The sequence below is a fragment of the Mesorhizobium sp. M0029 genome, from assembly GCF_040323735.1.
Classification (GTDB): Bacteria; Pseudomonadota; Alphaproteobacteria; order Rhizobiales; family Rhizobiaceae; genus Mesorhizobium.
On the sequence record NZ_JAMYVF010000008.1, the window covers coordinates 17,451 to 37,058 of the forward strand.

A 19,608-nucleotide genomic window follows, 5' to 3' on the forward strand; every position below is an offset into this window, starting at 1 on the left:
ATCTCCCCCCTCAAGGGCGGAGATCACCTGTCGATTGTTATCAAAGTTTCATCTTCCCGAGATGTGGCTGAAACATTGAAGCTGGAGCTTGCTGGCACCGTTCGAAGCCATCAGGAGACAGCCATGAACAAGATCTCGTTGACCCGCCGCGCTTTCGTCACCTCTGCCAGCGCCGCCGGTCTGCTCGGCGCATCGGGGCTCGCTTTGCCCTATTATTCGCGCGCCAGCCAGCGCCCGGCCTTCACCCATGGCGTCCAGTCCGGCGATGTCGATGCCTCGAGCGGCATGGTGTGGACGCGCACCGACCGGCCTTCGCGCGTCATGTTCGAAGTGTCGTCGACGGAAAACTTCGCCAATGCGACGCGGCTGGCGCCGCTCGATACCTCGCCGGCCAGCGACTTCACGGTCAAGCGCCTGCTCACCGACCTCGCCTCCGACCAGGATATCTTCTACCGGATGACTGCCGCCGACCTGTCGGATATCAACGCCGTTTCCGAACCGATCGTCGGCCGTTTCCGCACAGCACCCGCCTCGAAGCGCGACATAAAATTCGCCTGGTCGGGCGACACGGCCGGCCAGGGCTGGGGAATCGATGAGACCGGCATGAAAACCTACGCCACCATCGCCAGGCACACGCCGGATTTCTTCCTGCATTCTGGCGACACCATCTATGCCGATGGCGCCATGAAGGACGAGGTAGACCTGCCTGGCGGCGGCAAGTGGAAAAACGTCGTCCTGATCGACGGCAAGCGCAAGGTGGCCGAGACGCTGGATGAGTACCGCGACCAGTGGAAATACAACATGATGGACAAAAACGTTCTGGCCTTGAGCGCCATCTGCCCGACCTTCTACCAGTGGGACGATCACGAGGTGCTGAACAACTGGTCGGATTCGAAGAATCTCGGCGCCGACAGCCGCTACACCGAAAAATCCGTCCATGTGCTCGCGGCGCGTGCGGCGCGCGCCTTCCATGAGATGACGACGATCCGCTACGAGCCGTCCGAGCCCGGCCGCGTCTACCGCAAGATCGCGCATGGGCCGCTGCTCGACGTGTTCTTCCTCGACATGCGCTCCTATCGCGGCCCGAACGGCCCCGACATGCAGGAGGACATGACGCCGCAGTCACGCATGCTGGGCGAACAGCAGACGAAATGGCTGAAGCGCGAGCTGACGAATTCCAGGGCGACCTGGAAGATCATTGCCGCCGACATGCCGCTCGGCCTCGTCGTCTGGGACGACGGCGCCAAGAAGGTCGGCGCGGAAGCCATCAGCAATGGCGACAATGGCCTGCCCAAAGGCCGCGAGCTCGAGATCGCCGACCTGTTGCGCTACATCAAGACTGCCGGCATCACCAACACGGTCTGGTTGACCGCCGATGTCCACTACACGGCGGCGCACTATTACAACCCCGACAAGGCGCGGTTCCAGGATTTCAATCCTTTCTGGGAATTCGTCTCGGGCCCGATCCACGCCGGTACCTTCGGTCCCAATGATTTCGACATGACCTTCGGCCCGGAGCTGAAATTCATCAAGGCGCCGACCACCGAACAGGGCCAGAACCTGCCACCCTCGGCCGGCCTGCAGTTCTTTGGCCTGGTGGACATTTCAGGGGCGACAGAGCAGCTGACCGTGCGGCTTATGGATCGCGACGACATCGAGCTTTACAAGGTGACGCTCGATCCGGTGCGGTCGGCGTAAGCCTTTGGGTCGGTGCGAAGGATCGCTATGCCTGGAATGGGCAGCCGTCAGTCCGGGTAGCAAACCGTCGGAATCTTCGGCCACACCGCGCTGTCGCAGCCTGCAACCCGCTGCCTCTGCTTGAAAGAGGCGCTGACCGGGCCGGTGACCACGGGGTCGACGCCATCAGGGGCGTCGGCAAACATCTGCTCGGCCGTCCGGTCGGACGACGAAGCCGGATTGGCTTCCTTCACCGTGGCGGCCGATTGAGCGGCATTGGCCGCCAGCACGGCAGCGAATGCGACCGAAGCGATGAGGGGCCAAAATCGGTTGAGTTTGTCGGTCATGAATTTCGAACTACCCGGGCCCAGAAAGGTTCCCGCCTTGGTTAACAAAACCATCTCACACCGAGATGCTTAAGATTTGATGAGTATTTGGTGGTGCGCCTCCTCTTTCGCAATTGCGAAAAACCCTGTATGAGCCGCGCAACCGAAAGAGGCGGCGCCCTTTGGCCTGCTGCCTGCAACGCTCCCGAGACCACAAAATGAAAATTCGTAATATCGCGATCATCGCGCACGTCGACCATGGAAAAACCACCCTCGTCGACCAATTGCTGCGGCAATCCGGTTCCTTCCGCGACAATCAGCGCGTCGCCGAGCGCGCCATGGATTCCAACGACCTCGAAAAGGAACGCGGCATCACCATCCTGGCCAAGGCGACCTCGGTCGACTGGAAGGACACCCGCATCAACATCGTAGACACCCCCGGCCACGCCGATTTCGGAGGTGAGGTCGAGCGCATCCTGTCGATGGTGGATTCGGCGATCGTGCTGGTCGACGCGGCCGAAGGCCCGATGCCGCAGACCAAGTTCGTCGTCGGCAAGGCGCTCAAGGTCGGCCTGAAGCCGATCGTCGTCATCAACAAGATCGACCGTCCGGACGCCCGCCACGTCGAAGTGGTCAACGAGGTGTTCGACCTGTTTGCAGCGCTTGACGCCACTGACGAGCAGCTCGACTTCCCGATCCTCTACGGTTCTGGCCGCGATGGCTGGGTCTCGGAAAATCCGGAAGGCCCGAAGGACCAGGGCCTGGCGCCGCTGTTCGACCTCGTCATCAAGCATGTGCCGGAGCCGACCGTTCATCCCGGCCCGTTCCGCATGATCGGCACCATCCTGGAAGCCAATCCCTTCCTCGGCCGCATCATTACCGGCCGTATCGAGAGCGGCACGCTGAAGTCCAACCAGGCGGTCAAGGTGCTCCACCATGACGGCACGCAGATAGAAACCGGGCGCATCTCCAAGATCCTCGCGTTCCGTGGCCTTGAGCGCCAGCCGATCGAAGAGGCGCAGGCGGGTGACATCGTCGCCATTGCCGGCCTGTCCAAAGGCACCGTCGCCGACACGTTCTGCGACCTGGCGGTGACCGAGGCGTTGCATGCGCAACCGATCGATCCGCCAACCGTGACCATGTCTTTCCTGGTCAACGATTCGCCGCTCGCCGGCACTGAAGGCGACAAGGTGACCAGCCGCGTCATCCGCGACCGCCTGCTGCGCGAAGCCGAAGGCAATGTCGCGCTCAAGATCGAGGAATCGCCCGACAAGGATTCGTTCTTCGTTTCCGGCCGCGGCGAATTGCAGCTGGCCGTGCTGATCGAGACGATGCGCCGCGAAGGCTTTGAAATCGCCGTGTCGCGTCCGCGCGTCGTCATGCAGAAGGGCGAGAACGGTGAATTGCTGGAGCCGGTCGAGGAAGTCGTCATCGACGTCGACGAGGAGCACGCCGGCATCGTCGTGCAGAAGATGTCGGAGCGCAAGGCCGAGATGGTCGAGCTGCGGCCTTCGGGCGGCAACCGTCAGCGCATCGTCTTCCACGCGCCGACGCGCGGACTGATCGGCTACCAGTCGGAACTGTTGACCGACACGCGCGGCACCGCCGTGATGAACCGGCTGTTCCACGCCTACCAGCCCTACAAGGGCGAACTGCCGGGCCGCACCAACGGCGTGCTGATCTCCAACGAACAGGGCGAGGCAGTGGCCTATGCCATGTGGAACCTCGAAGACCGCGGCCCGATGGTCATCGACCCGGGCGTCAAGGTCTATCAGGGCATGATCATCGGCATCCATAGCCGTGACAACGACCTCGAAGTGAACGTGCTGAAGGGCAAGAAGCTGACCAACATCCGCGCCGCCGGCAAGGACGAGGCGGTGAAGCTGACGCCGCCGATCCGCATGACGCTGGAGCGCGCGCTGGCCTGGATCCAGGACGACGAGCTGGTCGAGGTGACGCCGAAGACCATCCGCCTGCGCAAGCTCTATCTCGACCCGAACGAGCGCAAGCGCTTCGAGAAGTCGGCCAAGGTTGTGGGCGCGGCGTAATCGTCTGATTGTCTAAATTCGAGAGGGGCGAAGCACCGGTGCTTCGCCCCTCTTGTCATTCACCCACGGCAGCCGAAATGATGGCTTCACGATCCGGCTCGTCGGCCAGGTCAATGCGAATCGCCGTGCCGTCGCCGGCCGGCTTGCGCAAAGCTCTGGCGCCTTCGGGAACAACAACCAGCAATCGTTTCTCCTCCAGCGCCTGAAGCCTTGATCGGGAGATGCCGAGTTCGCCGGCGAGCAGACGGTCGAGCCGCAGCGATGTCGGCATTTCCAGCCCAAGCCTGATTTCAAGCGCGGCTGCGGGTCGGCCTTCGCCGCCGAGCCGGTGTTTGTGAACGGCGACATCGGGAAACTCCTCGACGCGGCTGACCCGGTTTCGCAAAGCCACGACATCGAAGGCATGGCGGCGGGCGAGGGCCGGATCGTTGCTTTCGAGCGCTGCCAGCAGCGCGGGTTCGATGTCGCGGCGGTTGCAGCGTTCGAAAATGCCGAAATTCCACGAATTGTCGCAGTCGATGCAGCGATAGATCAGCCAGACATCAATGCGTTTGCCATTGGCGTTGACGCGGAATTTGTCGCTGCAGCGATAGGCTTTCACGGCGCTGCAGCGGTTGCAGTGGACCAGGGGTCGAGGCGCGATTTCGGGCGTGATTGCCCAGTGGATAGCGAGATGTTGGGACAAGCCGGAAGACCTTCCAGTGTGGAAGTTCTTCAGGTCGGCAATGGCGAGATGCCCATGCGGGCACGGCGTGGCGAGAGCTAGCTATGTCGGAAATCAGCTGTCACGGGCGGCAAAGCGCGCGACAACGGTTCAGCAGTGCCAAACCGGTCTCGAACCGCCGCCTGAGGAACACGTGAAATGGAGCAGGCACCGCTCAATGCGGCGCCCTGCCAAGCGTGATCAGGGGAGTTGGCGAGACCGGCGGTTACTGAGGCAAAACGAAGCTCGAAATGAATGTCGGGACGGTTCTTCTAGCGGCAAGATGCCGAGCGGGCAAGGTTCATAGGGTGTCTCGCCCTGCTCAGGCGAAGGCGATCTGTACCTTCATCGATTTGTTGCGGTCGCCGGCGATCTCGAAAGCCGCAACCGCCTCGTCCATTGGATAGATGCCGGTCAGCAGCGGCTTAACGTCGACGCGACGGTTGTTGATCAGATCGACGGCCAGCGCGAACTCGTCGTGGAAACGGAAGGAGCCGCGCATTTCGATCTCCTTGGCGACGATGAGATTCTGAGGCAGCGACATGTCGCCGCCTAGGCCGAGCTGCACGAGCACCCCGCGCGGCTTCAGCACATCGAGCCCGGCTCGCACCGCGCGCTCATTGCCGGAGCATTCGAACATGACGTCGAAACTGCCCTTCTCGACATTGTAGCCAGCGAGCTTGTCGGCATCTGTGGCGACATTGATGGTGCGGTCGGCGCCGATCTCGTTGGCCTTGGCCAGAACCGCGTCCATGACATCGGTGACGACGATCTCACGCGCGCCGTGGACACGTGCGGCAAGGATGCTGAGCGCACCGATCGGCCCGCAGCCGGTGACCAAGACCCGCTTGCCGAGCAGCGAGCCGGCGCGGTTGACGGCATGCAGCGTTACCGCGAACGGCTCGGCAAAGGCGGCTTCGTTGATGGAGACATAATCGGCGATCTTGTGGCACTGCCAAGCCTCGGCGACGAGGCGCTGGCGGAAGGCCCCCTGTATGTGCGGCATCGGCATGGCGCTGCCGTAGAATCGCATGTCGAGGCATTGGTTCTGCACGCCCTGCAGGCAGTATCGGCACGCATTGCAGGGCCGGCTGGGCGAAATAGCGACGCGGTCGCCGACGGCGAGGCTGGAGACGCCGGCGCCAAGCGCCTTCACCGTGCCGGCGACCTCATGTCCGAGGATCATAGGCTCGCGCAGGCGCACCACGCCGAAGCCGCCATGATTGTAATAGTGCAGGTCCGAGCCGCAGATGCCGCCGGCCTCGACCGATATTTCGACCTGTCCGGTGCCCAGCACGCCCGGATCGGACTCTTCGATGCGCAGGTCTTTTGCCGTGTGGATGACGATTGATTTCACGGCCGCGATCCTTTCTCAAACCACTGGCGCGGGCAAGGTCCGGCCGCTGAAATTTGCCGCGTCGGCTGGCCCATCAGGCTGCAGGATGCCAAATCGCCAGCGATCGGATATCCTTTGCCACCCAACGCTCGAAGGGCTCCGTCATGCACCTCACCTCGCTCCTGATCTTCGCCGCCGCTCTCTTCGTCGCCGCCGGCTCGCCCGGCCCGTCGATCGCAGCCCTTGTCGCCCGCGTCATCTCGAAGGGCTTTCGTGACGTGTTTCCGTTCCTGCTCGCCATGTGGATCGGCGAGGCCATCTGGCTGTCGCTGGCGGTGTTCGGGCTGGCGGTCGTGGCGCAGACCTTCCATTTCGCCTTCGTCGTCGTGAAATGGATCGGCGTCGCTTACCTCGCCTACCTCGCCTTCAGGATGTGGACCGCACCTGTCGACGCAAAAGAAGGCGAGATGCCGCGCGAGGATTCGCCGGCAAAACTGTTCTTTGCCGGCATGGCGGTGACGCTCGGCAATCCCAAGATCATGATGTTCTATCTGGCGCTGCTGCCGACGATCATCGACCTCGCTTCGGTGAGTGTCATCGGCTGGGTCGAACTGACGGCGACGATGGCGGTGGTTCTGATCGCCATCGATCTCGCCTGGGTCGTCGCGGCCTCACGGGCGCGCAAGCTGCTCAAAAGCAGGCGCGCCATGAAGATCGCCAACCGAATCAGCGCCACGACGATGGCCGGCGCTGCCGGGGCCATCGCGGCGCGTTGACCTCTCCTACGAGGAGAAGGAAACTTTCACCTCGCCATGGCGTGGTATTCGTCGTTCGGCTGCATGTCGATGGCCGCCGCCACGCGGTTCGACATGTTGAAGAAGGCGGCGGTCGAGGCGATGTCCCAGATGTCGCGGTTGGTGAAGCCGGCGTTGCGCAGTGCTTCCCTGTCCGCCTCGACGATCTTTGCCGGCTCTTCCGTCAGCTTGACGGCGAATTCGAGCATCGCCGTCTGTTTCGGTGAAAGATTGGCAGCGCGGAAGTTCATCACCATCATCTCGCCGAGAGCCGGATCGCCGGAGAGCTGGCGCACCGCCGCGCCATGCGCGGTCAGGCAATAATAGCAGTGATTGATCGAGGAAACGACGACCGCGATCATCTCCCGTTCCAGCTTCGACAGGCCGGATTCACCCAGCATCAGATCATTGTAGGTGTCGGTAAAGGCGCGCAGCTTCTTCTCGTCGAAGGCATAGGCAAGAAGCACGTTGGGAACCAGGCCGAGCTTTTCCTCGCATTTGGCGAAATAGGCTTTTGTCGCCTCGCTCAGTTCCGCGATACCGAGGTCAAGTGCGCTGATTTTGCCGGACATGGGGTCTCCCTCCTGGTTCACCGCCGCCTGACCGTCGAATTCCTGTAATTCTTATCGAGCCGTCAAACCTTTGTCGCCAAACAGCGGTCATCTGCTACCATAGTCGTAAAAGCATGTGACGGGAGGACAACATGGCGAGCGTGAAATCCGCAGCTAAGCCGAAGAAAACAGCCACCGCCGGGGTGAAACCCGACGGGAAGCCGGCCAGGCTCGCCGACTATCTGCTGGCCCGCGCGCCGGCCGAAGACATTGCCGCCTATGACGCCGCCGACCTGGAGCGCGCCGCCGACCTGGCAGGACGTGCGGTCGCCGCCCACAAGAAGGGCCAAAGTGTCGTCGCCGTCGATGCCGGGTCGGGCGTCTCCCGCGAGGGCCGCCCGATGACGATCATCACCGTCGTCAACGACAACATGCCGTTCCTGTTCGATTCGATCCTCGGCGAGATCACAGAAACTGCCGGCGAACCGACTTTGGTCACCCATCCGGTCATCGTCGTGCGTCACGGCAAGGCCGGCGTCGACGAGATCCTCGGCGACGGCAGCGCCCTCAAGGACGATGGCAATCACGACCGCCTGAGCGTCGTCCATGTCCATATTCCGCGCCTGACGGCGGAGCAGGCCGACGCGCTGGCCGACCGCCTGCGCAAGATGCTCAACCAGGTGCGCGCCGCCGTCAGCGACTGGAAGCCGATGCTCGCCCGTCTCGACCAGGCGATTTCCGAATTCCGCTATTCCGCCGTGCCGCTCGACAAGAAGAGCGTTGCCGAGGCCATCGCCTTCCTTGAATGGCTGCGCGACGACAATTTCACTTTCCTTGGCATGCGCGAGTTCAAATATTCCGGCGGCACGGAGAGCGGCAATCTGGAGCGCGCCGACAAGCCCGGTCTCGGCATCCTCGCCGACCCGGATGTGCTGGTGCTCCGGCGCGGCACCGAGGCGGTGACGACGACGCCCGAAATCCGCGCCTTCCTGCATGGGCCGGAGCCGCTGATCGTTACCAAGGCCAACGCCAAGTCGCTGGTGCACCGCCGCATTTATCTCGATTATATCGGCGTCAAAACCTACACCGCCAAGGGCACGCTTGCCGGCGAGTTGCGCATGGTCGGCCTGTTCACCTCGACTGCCTACACGCGCTCGGTGATGAAAATCCCGTATCTGAGGTCAAAGGCCGAGACCATCATCGCCAAGTCCGGCTTCGACCGGCACGACCATTCCGGCAAGGCACTGATCAACGTTCTGGAGAGCTATCCGCGCGACGAACTGTTCCAGGTGCCGGTGCCGATCCTGAAGAAGCACGCCGCGGCCATTCTCGGCCTGGTCGAGCGGCCGCGGGTGCGGGCGCTGGTGCGCGCCGACCAGTTCGACCGCTTCGTCTCGATCCTCGTCTTCGTGCCGCGCGACCGCTATGACAGCGTCGTGCGCGAGAAGATCGGCACCTATCTCAAGACCGTCTTCGAGGGCCGTTTGTCGGCTTATTATCCGGCGTTTCCGGAGGGCGGGCTGGCGCGTGTGCATTTCATCATCGGCCGCTCCGGCGGCAAGACGCCGAAGGTCGAGCAGGCGGCGATCGAAGCGGCGATCCGCGATATCGTGCGAACCTGGGACGACGCGCTGGCCGAAGCCGCGGAAGCCGTCGGCGGCGATCCATCGCTGAAGGCGATCGCCGCGCGTCTGCCTGAGAGCTATCGCGATTCCTTCAGCGCGGCCATCGCGCTGAAGGATGCGGGGCGCATCGCCGGCATCAGCACCGCCAACCCGATCGCCATCGACTATTACCGCCATGCCGAACAGAAACCCCATCAGGCAGCGCTGAAGATCTACCACCACGGCAGCCCGGTAGCGCTGTCGCGTCGCGTGCCGGTGCTGGAAAACATCGGCTTCCGCGTCATCAGCGAGCGCACCTTCGAAGTTGGCGAGGACGGCGGCGACACCGTCTTCGTCCACGACATGGAGCTGGAGAACAGCTACGGCAAGCCGATCGACCTCAGCGATGGCGGCGCGCTGTTCGAGGACGCGTTCCTGTCGGTCTGGCGCGGCGACATCGACAATGACAGCTATAACGGGCTTGCCCAGACCGCCGGCCTGTGGTCGGGCGAAGTCAGCATTCTGCGCGCCTATGGCCGCTACCTGCAGCAAGCCGGTATCCCGCAGAGCCAGGATTTCATCGCGGCCGCGCTCAACCGCTATCCCGACATTGCGCGCGGCCTGCATGCACTGTTCGTCGCTCGTCTCGGCCCGACCGCCGAGACGGAAGGCGTCATCGCCGCCAAGCACCTCAAGGCCAAGATCAAGGACGCGCTGGAGGAAGTCCCCAACATTGATGACGACACCATCATCCGCCGCTATCTCAACCTGATCGAAGCCTCGTTGCGCACCAATCATTTCGTTGCGGGAACGAAGGCGCGGGGCCAGTCACTGGCGATCAAGCTGGACTCGCAAGCGGTCGAAGGATTGCCGGCGCCGCGGCCGTGGCGCGAGATCTTCGTCTATGGTTCCGAGGTCGAAGGCGTGCATCTGCGCTTCGGCCCGGTTGCGCGCGGCGGCCTGCGCTGGTCGGACCGCGCCCAGGATTACCGCACCGAGGTGCTCGGCTTGGTCAAGGCGCAGCAGGTCAAGAACGCCGTCATCGTGCCGGTCGGCGCCAAGGGCGGCTTCTATCCGAAGAAGCTGCCGATGAGCGCCGGCCGCGACGCCATCTTCGAGGCCGGCACCTCGGCCTACAAGAATTTCGTTTCCAGCCTGCTGTCGATCACCGACAATATCGGCCTCGATGGCGTCATACCCCCAGCCGGCGTCGTCAGGCGCGATCCTGACGACCCCTACTTTGTCGTCGCCGCCGACAAGGGCACGGCAACCTTCTCCGACACCGCAAATGCCATTTCGGAGAAACACGGTTTCTGGCTCGACGATGCCTTCGCCAGCGGCGGCTCGGCCGGTTACGACCACAAGAAGATGGGCATCACCGCCAAGGGCGCCTGGGAAGCGGTCAAGCGGCATTTCCGCGAGATCAACCGCGACATCCAGACCACCCCCTTCACCGTCGTCGGCGTCGGCGACATGTCGGGCGACGTGTTCGGCAACGGCATGCTCTTGTCGCCGCAGACCAGGCTGATCGCCGCCTTCGACCATCGCGACATCTTCATCGATCCCGATCCGGACAGGGTGGCATCGATGGCCGAGCGCGAGCGCATGTTCGCGCTGCCGCGTTCGTCCTGGCAGGACTATGACAAGACCAAGCTGTCGGAAGGCGGCGTCATCGTCTCGCGCAGCCAGAAGTCGATCACGCTGCCTGCGGCAGCGGCGGCGGCGATTGGCCTCGCCAAGATCACCGCGACCCCGGCCGAGATCATGACCGCTATCCTCAAGGCGAACGTCGACCTTCTGTGGTTCGGCGGCATCGGCACGTATTTACGGGCCTCGGGCGAAACCAATGCCGAAGTCGGCGACCGCGCCAACGACGCCATCCGCATCACCGCGCTCGATGTGCGGGCCAAAGTGATCGGTGAGGGCGCCAATCTCGGCGTCACGCAGCGTGCCCGGATCGAATTCGGCATGAATGGCGGTCGCTGCAACTCCGATGCCATCGACAATTCGGGCGGCGTCAACTGCTCCGACGTCGAGGTCAACATCAAGATCGCGCTGGCGTCCGCCATGCGCAAGGGATCGCTGACCCGGCCGGCGCGCAACAAGCTGCTGGCCGAGATGACCGACGAGGTCGCCGGCCTCGTGCTGTCCAACAATTACGAACAGACGCTGGCGCTTTCCATCGCCCGCAAGCGCGGCCTTGCCGACATCGCGCACCAGAGCCGGTTCATGGCGGCGCTGGAGGCTCGGGGCCTGCTCGACCGCGCTGTCGAGACGCTGCCGTCGCCGGCCGCCCTTGCTGAGCGCGAGGCGCGTGGCGAGCCGCTGACCCGGGCGGAGCTTGGCGTGCTGCTCGCCTATGCCAAGATCGTGCTGTTTTCCGACATCGTCGCCAGCGACGTGCCTGACGACGCGCATTTCGACCGCGACCTGATGGGCTATTTCCCTGACCGGATGGCGAAGAAATATGCGGCTGAGATCCATGGCCACCGGCTGCGCCGCGAAATCATCGCCCGCGTCGTCGCCAACGATCTCGTCAATCGCGGCGGACCGTCATTCGTCAACCGGCTGCAGGAAGCCACGGGGCGCAGCGCGGCCGACGTGGTGCGCACCTTCGCCGTGGTGCGCGACGGCTTCGCGTTGCCGGCGCTCTATCGGGAGATCGATGCGCTGGACAGCCACATCGACGGCCAGGCGCAGCTCGATCTCTACCAGTCCGTCAGCCGGCTTATCTTCGTGACCAGCGGCTGGTATCTGAAGAACGATGCCGGCACCGCAGCGCTCGGCCAGCGCATTGCCGAACTGCAAGAGGCGCGCATGGCGCTGGAGCCGAAGCTGCTCTCGCTGCTACCGGCCTTCTCGCGCGAGCGGGTCGAGGAGAGGCGGTATGGCCTGTTCAAGGCCGGCGCCCCCGAAAAGCTCGCCGGGCAGCTGGCAATGGCCGATGTGGCGGGACTGATCCCCGACATCGCACTGACGGCGCGCACGGCCAATGCCGACGTCGTCGCCTCGGCCAAGGCGTTCTTCGCCGTCAGCGATGCCTTCCGCATTCCGCGCGTCGAAGAGGCGGCGCGTTCAATCACGCCGTCGGACTATTACGACCAGCTGGCGCTGTCGCGCGCCACCGACACGATCGGCGCGGCGCGGCGCGGCATTGCGGTGGCGGCTCTCGCCGGCCATGCCGGGACGGCGGATCCTGTGGCGGCCTGGCTGGAAGCCGGAGGCGAGCGCGTGGCGCGCATTCGCGAGCGGCTGCAGGCGCTGACCGAAGGCGGGGATATCACCGTGTCCAGGCTGTCGGTGGCTTCGGGGCTGATGAGCGATCTGACGGGGATGTGAGGCTCGGGACTTTACCCTCCCCCTTGTGGGGAGGGTCGCTGCGAAGCAGCGGGGTGGGGGTGCGGCACCGACCCCCACCCCGACCTTCGGTCCGACCTCCCCACAAGGGGGAGGTAGGGGCGCGGCGCCTTTCTTCGCGTCTCTATGCAGGTAGACAGCGGCGACATCCAGGTGAGGGGCAGCGCGAATCTTTGGCGGTTTGCATGAGCATTCGAAACATGCAGACATGGCGCCCGACACGGGCGGTGCCGGGGGAATCATCATGGCGGCGGTAGAAACAGCGCAGCGGGCATCCGGGCGTGGCATCTGGGGGTGGATGTTCTTCGACTGGGCGGCGCAGCCGTTCTTCACCGTCGTCACCACCTTCATCTTCGGCCCTTATTTCGTCTCGCGCATGGCGAGCGATCCGGTCTCAGGCCAGGCGGCCTGGGGCTACGGCATCGCTGTTGCGGGCCTGGTCATTGCCGTTTTGTCGCCCATCCTCGGCTCGATTGCCGACCAGACCGGGCCGCGCAAGCCGTGGATTGCGTTCTTCGCCTCGATCAAGATCATCAGCCTTTGCCTGCTATGGTTCGCCGCTCCCGGCTCGAACCTTTTTCTGGTGGTGCTGTTCTTTTCTCTCGCTTCGGTCGCGGCGGAATTCTCGACCGTGTTCAACGATTCGATGATGCCGCGCCTGGTGCCGAAGAGCGAGATCGGCCACGTCTCCAACATTGCCTGGGGACTTGGTTATCTCGGCGGCATGATCGCGCTGATCTTTGTTGTCGCCTGTCTTGCAGGTTCGCTGGAGACCGGCAAGACGATCATCGGCATCGACCCGCTCTTTGGGCTCGACCCGAAGCTCGGCGAGGACGCGCGCGCCACCGGGCCGCTGTCGGCCGGCTGGTATTTCCTGTTCATCCTGCCGATGTTCTTCTTCACGCCAGACGCCATCAAAGGCATTCCGATCGGGCCGGCGGTGCGCGAGGGGCTGTCGGAACTGAAGTCGACGCTGACTGAAGTGCGCCGGCGCAAAGGCATCTTCCGCTTCCTTGTCGCCCGCATGATTTATCAGGACGGCGTCAATGCGCTGCTCGCTTTGGGCGGCACCTTTGCGGCAGCGATGTTCCATTGGTCGATCACCGAGATCGGCATGTTCGGCATTATTCTCAACGTCGTCGCCATCGTCGGCTGCCTGGTTGCCGCATGGCTGGACACCGCGCTTGGCTCCAAGACCATCGTGATGATTTCGCTCGTCCTGCTCAGCATCGCCACCATCGGCATCGTTTCGACCGGGCCAGGCTACACGTTGTTCGGCGCCTGGATGATGCCGGGAGCCGATAGTGGCGGCCTGTTCGGCACGGCGGCGGAAAAGGCCTACATTTTCTATGGCCTGTTAATCGGGCTGGCGTTCGGACCGGTGCAGGCGTCGTCACGCTCCTACATGGCGCGCAGCGTGACCGCAGCCGAATCCGGCCGCTATTTCGGCATCTATGCGCTGGCCGGAAGGGCCACGAGTTTCCTGGCGCCGTTCATGGTGGCGTCGATCACGCTCGCCAGCGGCTCGGCGCGGCTCGGCATGGCGGCCATCGTGCTGTTCCTGGGCGTTGGGATCGCGATATTGATCTGGACGCCGTACCCGGCGGATCAGCCGGTGGAATAGCGACGCACTTTTCCTTCTCCCCTTGTGGGAAAAGGCAGAGGCGCTCAATGCCTGAAATGCCTCACGCCGGTAAACACCATGGCGATGCCATGTTCATCCGCGGCGGCGATGACGTCTTCGTCGCGCATCGAGCCACCGGGCTGGATGACGGCAGTGGCGCCGGCTTCGATGGCTGAGATCAGCCCATCGGCGAAAGGGAAGAAGGCGTCGGAGGCGACCACCGAGCCTTGCGTCAGCGGCTCGGCCAAGCCCGCCGCCTCGGCGGCGTCGAGCGCCTTGCGGGCGGCGATGCGCGAGGAATCGACGCGGCTCATCTGGCCGGCGCCGATGCCGACCGTGGCGCCGTCCTTGGCGTAAACGATGGCGTTCGACTTGACGTGCTTGGCGATGCGGAAAGCGAATTTGAGGTCGGCCATCTCGGCCGCCGTCGGCGCGCGCCTGGTCACCACCTTCAGTTCGAAATCGTCGACCACCGCGTTGTCGCGGCCTTGGACGAGCATGCCGCCAGCGACGGATTTCACAGTGATGCCGCCGGCGTGCGGATCGGGCAGACCGCCGGTGACCAGCAGTCGCAAATTCTTTTTGGCGGCGATGATGCGGACAGCGTCCTCCGAAGCGTTCGGCGCGATGATCACCTCGGTGAAGGTTTTTACGATCTCCTGCGCTGCTTCGGCATCGAGGATGCGGTTCATGGCGACGATACCGCCAAAGGCCGAAACCGGGTCGCAGGCCAGCGCTCTCGCATAGGCAGCAGCCAGCGAAGCGTCCTCGGCGACGCCGCACGGGTTGGCGTGCTTGATGATGGCAACGGCGGCGCAGCGGTTGGGATCGAACTCGCCGACCAGCTCGAAGGCGGCATCGGTGTCGTTGATGTTGTTGTAGGACAGCTGCTTGCCCTGCAACTGGCGAGCCGTGGCGACCCCCGGCCGCTTGTCGCCATTGACGTAGAAGCCGGCGCTCTGATGCGGGTTCTCGCCATAGCGCATGACGCTTTCCAGCCTGCCGCCGAAGGCGCGCCAGGTCGGGTGCTCGATCTCAAGCGTTTCGGCGAACCAGCCGGAGATCGCCGCATCGTAGCTGGCGGTGCGGGCAAAGGCCTTGGCCGCCAGCTTCTGGCGGAAATCCAGCGACAGCGAGCCGATGTTCATCTCCAGCGCGTTCAGCACCGAGGCGTAGTCGCCGGGATCGGTGACGATGGCGACATAGGCGTGATTCTTGGCCGAAGCGCGGATCATCGCCGGGCCGCCAATGTCGATGTTCTCCACAACAGCGGCATAGTCGGCGCCGGAACGGCGGACCTCCTCGAACGGGTAGAGATTGGAGACGAGCAGATCGATCGGCTCGATGCGGTGATCGTGCATCGCCTTGGCGTGTTCGGGATCGTCGCGCACGCCGAGCAGTGCGCCGTGCACCGACGGGTGCAGCGTCTTGACGCGGCCGTCCATGATCTCGGGAAAGCCTGTCAGTTCCGAGACGTCACGCACCGCCAGCCCCGCCTCGGCGATCGCCTTTGCCGTACCTCCGGTCGAGACCAGCTCGACGCCGGCCGCGACCAGCCCTTTGGCGAAGTCGGTCAGGCCGGTCTTGTCGAAGACGGAAAGCAGGGCGCGGCGGACCGGAACGAGGTCGGGTGCCGGAATGTTCTTGGCGGCGACGGCCATGGGCTGGCGGCCTTTCAGGGCTGATTGGAGAGCGTTGCCGGGCCGTAGCACATGAGGTCAGGAAATCAAGCCGGAAGCTCGATCAAGCCGGCGCCGGCAACGACGCTCAGCTGTTCTCGGCCGGCGATGCCGGTGCGCGTGAGCTGCCAATGCACCTCGGCGATCTCCGAGGCCTTGAAGGCGAGCACGATCTGGCGGCTGCGGCGCGGGCCGCCAAGGCCGGCGAAATAGATCGATTCCTCGACCTCCGGCACCACTTCGGTGCAGGTGAACACCCAGGTGTCGGCCTGGTCGGCGGTCAGCACCAGGCGGTCATGCTCGTCCTGCAAAAGGTTGATGTCAGGGTGGATGTGGAAGCGCACCACGACGAAGTCGCGGCCATTGTTGCGGATCGCCGCACCGCCCGGGCGGAGGAAGCGATCCCTGCCGGCGAGCACATTGCCCTCGCTCGACAGTTTCAGCTCGCGCTCATGCAGGAAGCCGAAGCGCTGCATATAGCCGTCATGGCGGGCGATGAAGCCTTGCGTGCCCTTCTGGTCGATGCGCTTGCAAGGCACATGCTGCGGGCCGCCGAGCAAGGGTGAGCCGAGCAGGTCGTTGACGCGCAGCGAATGGGAAAACCGCGCCGACGAGGTGTCGTTGATGGTGGCGGTCGAATGCGCCGCGGTGGCACGGGCCAGCGGCCGGAACTCGGCGGCGCCATAGGTGTCGATGCCGGCATTGACGATATAATGCTGGCGACCGGACGAGAGTTCGAAGGCCAGGCACCCGGCATGCGCGGCGTTGGACACATCGACGGCCGGCGACGGGCCGGTATCGGCAATCACCGTCACGCCGCCCATCGACAGGCGCTCATAGCCGGAATGCGGCGCGTGCAGCAGCGGCGCGCCGGCGGTGTCGTCGTGGCGCAAGATGGTGGCAATGCGGTCGTGGATGGTCGCGCCCATGCCGTTGAAGCGGGCCAGGCTGCCATCCTGATGGCGGAAGAAACGGAGCGCCGGCAGCATGCGGTCGATGGCGCCCATCAGGGCGGCCGGTGGCGTTTCGGCCTGATTGGCATAGGTCTGACGCAGCGGCAGGAGATCGGCGAGAAGTTCGAGCACCGCCATCGGGTTGCGCGAAATATGGCCGCCATCGGGAAGGATCTGGCGGTCGAGTTCTTCCGCCAGGTTGCGGGTGGCGCCGCGCAGTGCGGAGGCCGGCGCCGGCAGCGACAGCGCGGCGAAGGCAAGCGCGATGCGAGCGCGCAGCCTGTCCTTGCCGTCCGGCATTTCGCGCGCCATCGAGCGGAGATAGCGGATCTGCACGGCGAGCGATTTCAGGAAGGCGCGATAGAACGGAAATTCGGCCCCTTGTAGGACAACCGAGGAGTGTTGCAACCAGGCAATGACGCGCTTGGCGGTGGTGCCGGGCTCCCAGGCTATGCCGGAAATCTGGTTGCCATGCATGGCGATCCAGTCGGAGACAAGCGCGCGTGCATTGGCGGCGGCCAGCTCGGTGCCGGCGGCGCGCATATGGCGCAGCCAACGAAAGCCGTGCAGCGTCTTCACCCAGCCGCGATTGGCGACATCGATCTGGAATGGCGATTTGCCGCCGGTCTCGACGAGGTGTCCCGACAGCGGATAGCGGCCATAGTAGATCTCGAGCGCGATCTGCGGATCGGCGAGCCTGAGGTCGGGCGGTGCAATCAGGACGCGTTCGGGCGTGCGCCCGGAATAGCGCCAGCGATAGACTGGCCCTGCGCGAAGGCGCCGGCGCGTCTTGCGCCAAAACTCCTTAGCGACAAGCGTCCACAGACGTGTCGTGCTGCCGGCAGCCAGTGCCAAAACCCCTCCTCGTCGCCTGGAGATAGAGCATGCTGTCGTCCGAAAACCGCGTCGCAGGTTTCGGCATCATGTTCCGGTACCCCAGCACAAGCTTATATGATTCAAGAACTTATGCGAAGTCGAATTCCGCCGACGTGAAGCGCCTCACGCTGCCGGCCACCGACCCACCCCGAAAAAACTCAAGCGCTTCGCGGGTTTAAGGCCGGCAATCCGGCACTCACTTGCGGTTGTGGCGAGACCGAAATTCGCTGGGCGAACAGTTTTCGCGGTCGCGAAACAGACGGGAGAAATAGAAGGCGTCGTGGATGCCGACGGCGGCCGCAATGGACTCGATGGGCGAATCGGAGGCGGCCAGCATCTGTTTGGCGCGGTCGAGCCTCGTGCGCAGTTGGAAGGCCTTGGGCGACATGCCGGCTGCCCGCGCAAATCTGCGCCGCAAGGTTGCCGGCGACATCGAGAATTTCGCGGCGAAGGCATCGAAATCCACCGGGTCGCACGCGCAGCGGCGCAATTCGTCGACGATGGGCTACATGTCGGCGGCATCCTGGAGGCTGGGGTTTCGTTGACGGTTGTTCCAATCCATTGCCTGGCGGGCAGCACGCACGACGATGCGATGCATCGTGGCGGCGGCTTCTGCCTGGCTCAGCATCGTATCGAGCGACAGCTCACTATGCAGCCTGTCGAACAGCCGCTGCATTTTGTCGAGGTCGCGCAAGGGGACGACAGGGGCGTCCTCGGCGATCAGCCGCAGCCGGGTGAAATCGCGTATCAAGGCCCCGTCGAAGAGCGCCCAGCGTTCGAGCCAGCCCGATGCGTCCGGCCCGAAGGAATGCATCCTCCCGGGAAGCAGCCAGAACAGGGCCGGCGCTTGGATCGTCTGCATGCCGGCAGTCCTGGTTTCAAGCCAGCCTTGACCGTTCTCAATCAGCACCACGGCGAATTCCGGCAATTTGCGCGCTTGGATCGCCTGCGTGACGCGATGCCGACCAATCCCTGTAACCGACAGGCCGCCGGCCGCGGCCGGTGCGGATCTGTAGAGTGCGTAAGAGAGATCGTTCATGAGCGAAAAAGTCCATGGCTTCGTTCCGTCCATGGGCGAGTGTGCAAACAGTATGGCATTTCCAGCTAAGGATGGAAAATCGCAGGTGGCTGAAATGTCAAGCTCAACAGGTGGCATGCAACGACGGAGTCCTGTTGCGTCAATCGATCTGAACGCCAACGGCAAGACATTATCGATGGCGCCGAACCGGTTGGGTCATCTCGTGCCAAACGACGCCGGGATCGGCATCGATGCCATTCGAGGCCTCCTTGCCGAGCAAGGCTATGTCTGGCTGAAAGGTATGCTGCCGCGCCGCGACGTCATAGATTTTCGCGGCTGGGTGTTTTCGTATCTGGCCGACACCGGCTTGCTGCAGCCCGGGTCCGATCCCGCGCTTGGCCTGGCGGCCGGCACGTTCGACCGTCAGCTCGCCGATCGCCGGTTGATGGCGCTGGTTCGCTCCACCGCCTATGAAGGGTTCTGCGCACAGCCCCGGATGGCCCGGCTGATGGATGCGTTCGTCGGCGGGCTGTCCTATTTGCACAAGCGCAAGATCATGCGCTTCACCCAACCGGGCACCACCGTGGCGACGCCGGCGCATTACGATCTCGTCTATCTTCGCGGCGGCACCAGCCGCATCGTCACGGCCTGGATCCCGATCGGCGACGTTCCCGTCGACATGGGCGGCCTGGTCTATCTCGAGCGATCGCACGCCATCGGCCTCGACATGGAGGCCCGGTTCGCCAGGGACAATGCCGGGCTGAGCCCGCAGGAGCGCATCAGCGCCTACAACCGGAACATGAGCGAGGGCGGCTGGGTGTCGAAGGACCTGCCCGACATGGCGGAGCGCTTCGATACACGCTGGCTGATCGCGGATTTCGAGGCCGGCGATGTCGTCCTCCACTCGCCCTACATGATCCACGCCTCGACAACCAACCAGAGCGCGGAGGGGCGTATCCGGCTCTCCACCGATATCCGCTACCAGAATGTCGATGATGAGATCGATGCAAGGTGGGGGAAGCACTGGTCCTTGGACGACATGCTTTAGGCATGTCGTCGCGT

At 63.9% G+C, this 19,608-nt stretch carries 12 protein-coding genes and 1 pseudogene; 6 read left to right on the forward strand and 7 right to left on the reverse strand.

Going from position 1 to position 19,608, the window contains the following annotated elements; genetic code table 11:
- Positions 1 to 123 precede the first annotated feature (123 nt).
- Positions 124 to 1,698 carry an alkaline phosphatase D family protein gene (locus NKJ76_RS15245; RefSeq protein ID WP_023830139.1) on the forward strand — a complete coding sequence of 525 codons (1,575 nt, stop codon included), beginning with the start codon at positions 124 to 126 and terminating at the stop codon, positions 1,696 to 1,698.
- 47 nt (positions 1,699 to 1,745) lie between these two features.
- On the opposite strand, the gene NKJ76_RS15250 is transcribed toward NKJ76_RS15245, so the two are convergent.
- Positions 1,746 to 2,024 carry a hypothetical protein gene (locus NKJ76_RS15250; RefSeq protein ID WP_352537781.1) on the reverse strand — a complete coding sequence of 93 codons (279 nt, stop codon included), beginning with the start codon at positions 2,022 to 2,024 and terminating at the stop codon, positions 1,746 to 1,748.
- 197 nt (positions 2,025 to 2,221) lie between these two features.
- On the opposite strand from NKJ76_RS15250, the gene typA reads away from it, so the two are divergent.
- Complete coding sequence (typA, locus tag NKJ76_RS15255) at positions 2,222 to 4,051, forward strand: translational GTPase TypA (RefSeq protein WP_023681424.1); 1,830 nt, start codon at positions 2,222 to 2,224, stop codon at positions 4,049 to 4,051.
- Between the two features lie 55 nt (positions 4,052 to 4,106).
- Here the strand turns inward: typA and NKJ76_RS15260 are convergent, their stop codons facing one another.
- Both NKJ76_RS15260 and NKJ76_RS15265 read right to left on the reverse strand, forming a co-directional pair.
- Positions 4,107 to 4,736: a DUF1062 domain-containing protein gene (locus tag NKJ76_RS15260; protein WP_023712046.1), complete on the reverse strand. Its 630-nt coding sequence runs from the start codon at positions 4,734 to 4,736 to the stop codon at positions 4,107 to 4,109.
- A 340-nt stretch (positions 4,737 to 5,076) separates the two neighbouring features.
- Positions 5,077 to 6,111 carry an L-idonate 5-dehydrogenase gene (locus tag NKJ76_RS15265; protein ID WP_352537782.1) on the reverse strand — a complete coding sequence of 345 codons (1,035 nt, stop codon included), beginning with the start codon at positions 6,109 to 6,111 and terminating at the stop codon, positions 5,077 to 5,079.
- 143 nt (positions 6,112 to 6,254) lie between these two features.
- On the opposite strand from NKJ76_RS15265, the gene NKJ76_RS15270 reads away from it, so the two are divergent.
- A complete protein-coding gene (locus NKJ76_RS15270) occupies positions 6,255 to 6,866 on the forward strand; it encodes a LysE family translocator (protein ID WP_352537783.1) in 612 nt (203 codons plus the stop codon).
- Positions 6,867 to 6,892: 26 nt separating this feature from the next.
- Here NKJ76_RS15270 and NKJ76_RS15275 read toward each other — a convergent pair whose 3' ends face one another.
- Positions 6,893 to 7,456 carry a peroxidase-related enzyme gene (locus tag NKJ76_RS15275; RefSeq protein WP_352537784.1) on the reverse strand — a complete coding sequence of 188 codons (564 nt, stop codon included), beginning with the start codon at positions 7,454 to 7,456 and terminating at the stop codon, positions 6,893 to 6,895.
- Positions 7,457 to 7,587: 131 nt separating this feature from the next.
- On the opposite strand from NKJ76_RS15275, the gene NKJ76_RS15280 reads away from it, so the two are divergent.
- The gene (locus NKJ76_RS15280) at positions 7,588 to 12,378 is read left to right on the forward strand and encodes an NAD-glutamate dehydrogenase (protein WP_352537785.1); all 4,791 of its coding nucleotides are present in this window, start codon (positions 7,588 to 7,590) and stop codon (positions 12,376 to 12,378) included.
- Between the two features lie 262 nt (positions 12,379 to 12,640).
- On the forward strand, positions 12,641 to 14,020 hold the full coding sequence (locus NKJ76_RS15285) for an MFS transporter (RefSeq protein WP_352537786.1): 1,380 nt from the start codon (positions 12,641 to 12,643) through the stop codon (positions 14,018 to 14,020).
- A gap of 44 nt (positions 14,021 to 14,064) precedes the next feature.
- On the opposite strand, the gene purH is transcribed toward NKJ76_RS15285, so the two are convergent.
- The 3 genes and pseudogenes from purH to NKJ76_RS15300 all read right to left on the reverse strand — a co-directional run bounded on the left by purH (position 14,065) and on the right by NKJ76_RS15300 (position 18,567).
- Positions 14,065 to 15,681, reverse strand: a complete 1,617-nt coding sequence (gene purH / locus NKJ76_RS15290) for a bifunctional phosphoribosylaminoimidazolecarboxamide formyltransferase/IMP cyclohydrolase (protein ID WP_352537787.1) — start codon at positions 15,679 to 15,681, stop codon at positions 14,065 to 14,067.
- Between the two features lie 65 nt (positions 15,682 to 15,746).
- Positions 15,747 to 17,507 (reverse strand): heparinase II/III family protein, encoded by a 1,761-nt coding sequence (locus NKJ76_RS15295; protein ID WP_352537788.1) that lies wholly within the window; start codon positions 17,505 to 17,507, stop codon positions 15,747 to 15,749.
- A gap of 217 nt (positions 17,508 to 17,724) precedes the next feature.
- Positions 17,725 to 18,567, reverse strand: a pseudogene (locus NKJ76_RS15300) (helix-turn-helix transcriptional regulator).
- A gap of 175 nt (positions 18,568 to 18,742) precedes the next feature.
- On the opposite strand from NKJ76_RS15300, the gene NKJ76_RS15305 reads away from it, so the two are divergent.
- Positions 18,743 to 19,594, forward strand: a complete 852-nt coding sequence (locus tag NKJ76_RS15305) for a phytanoyl-CoA dioxygenase family protein (protein ID WP_502902308.1) — start codon at positions 18,743 to 18,745, stop codon at positions 19,592 to 19,594.
- Positions 19,595 to 19,608 lie beyond the last annotated feature (14 nt).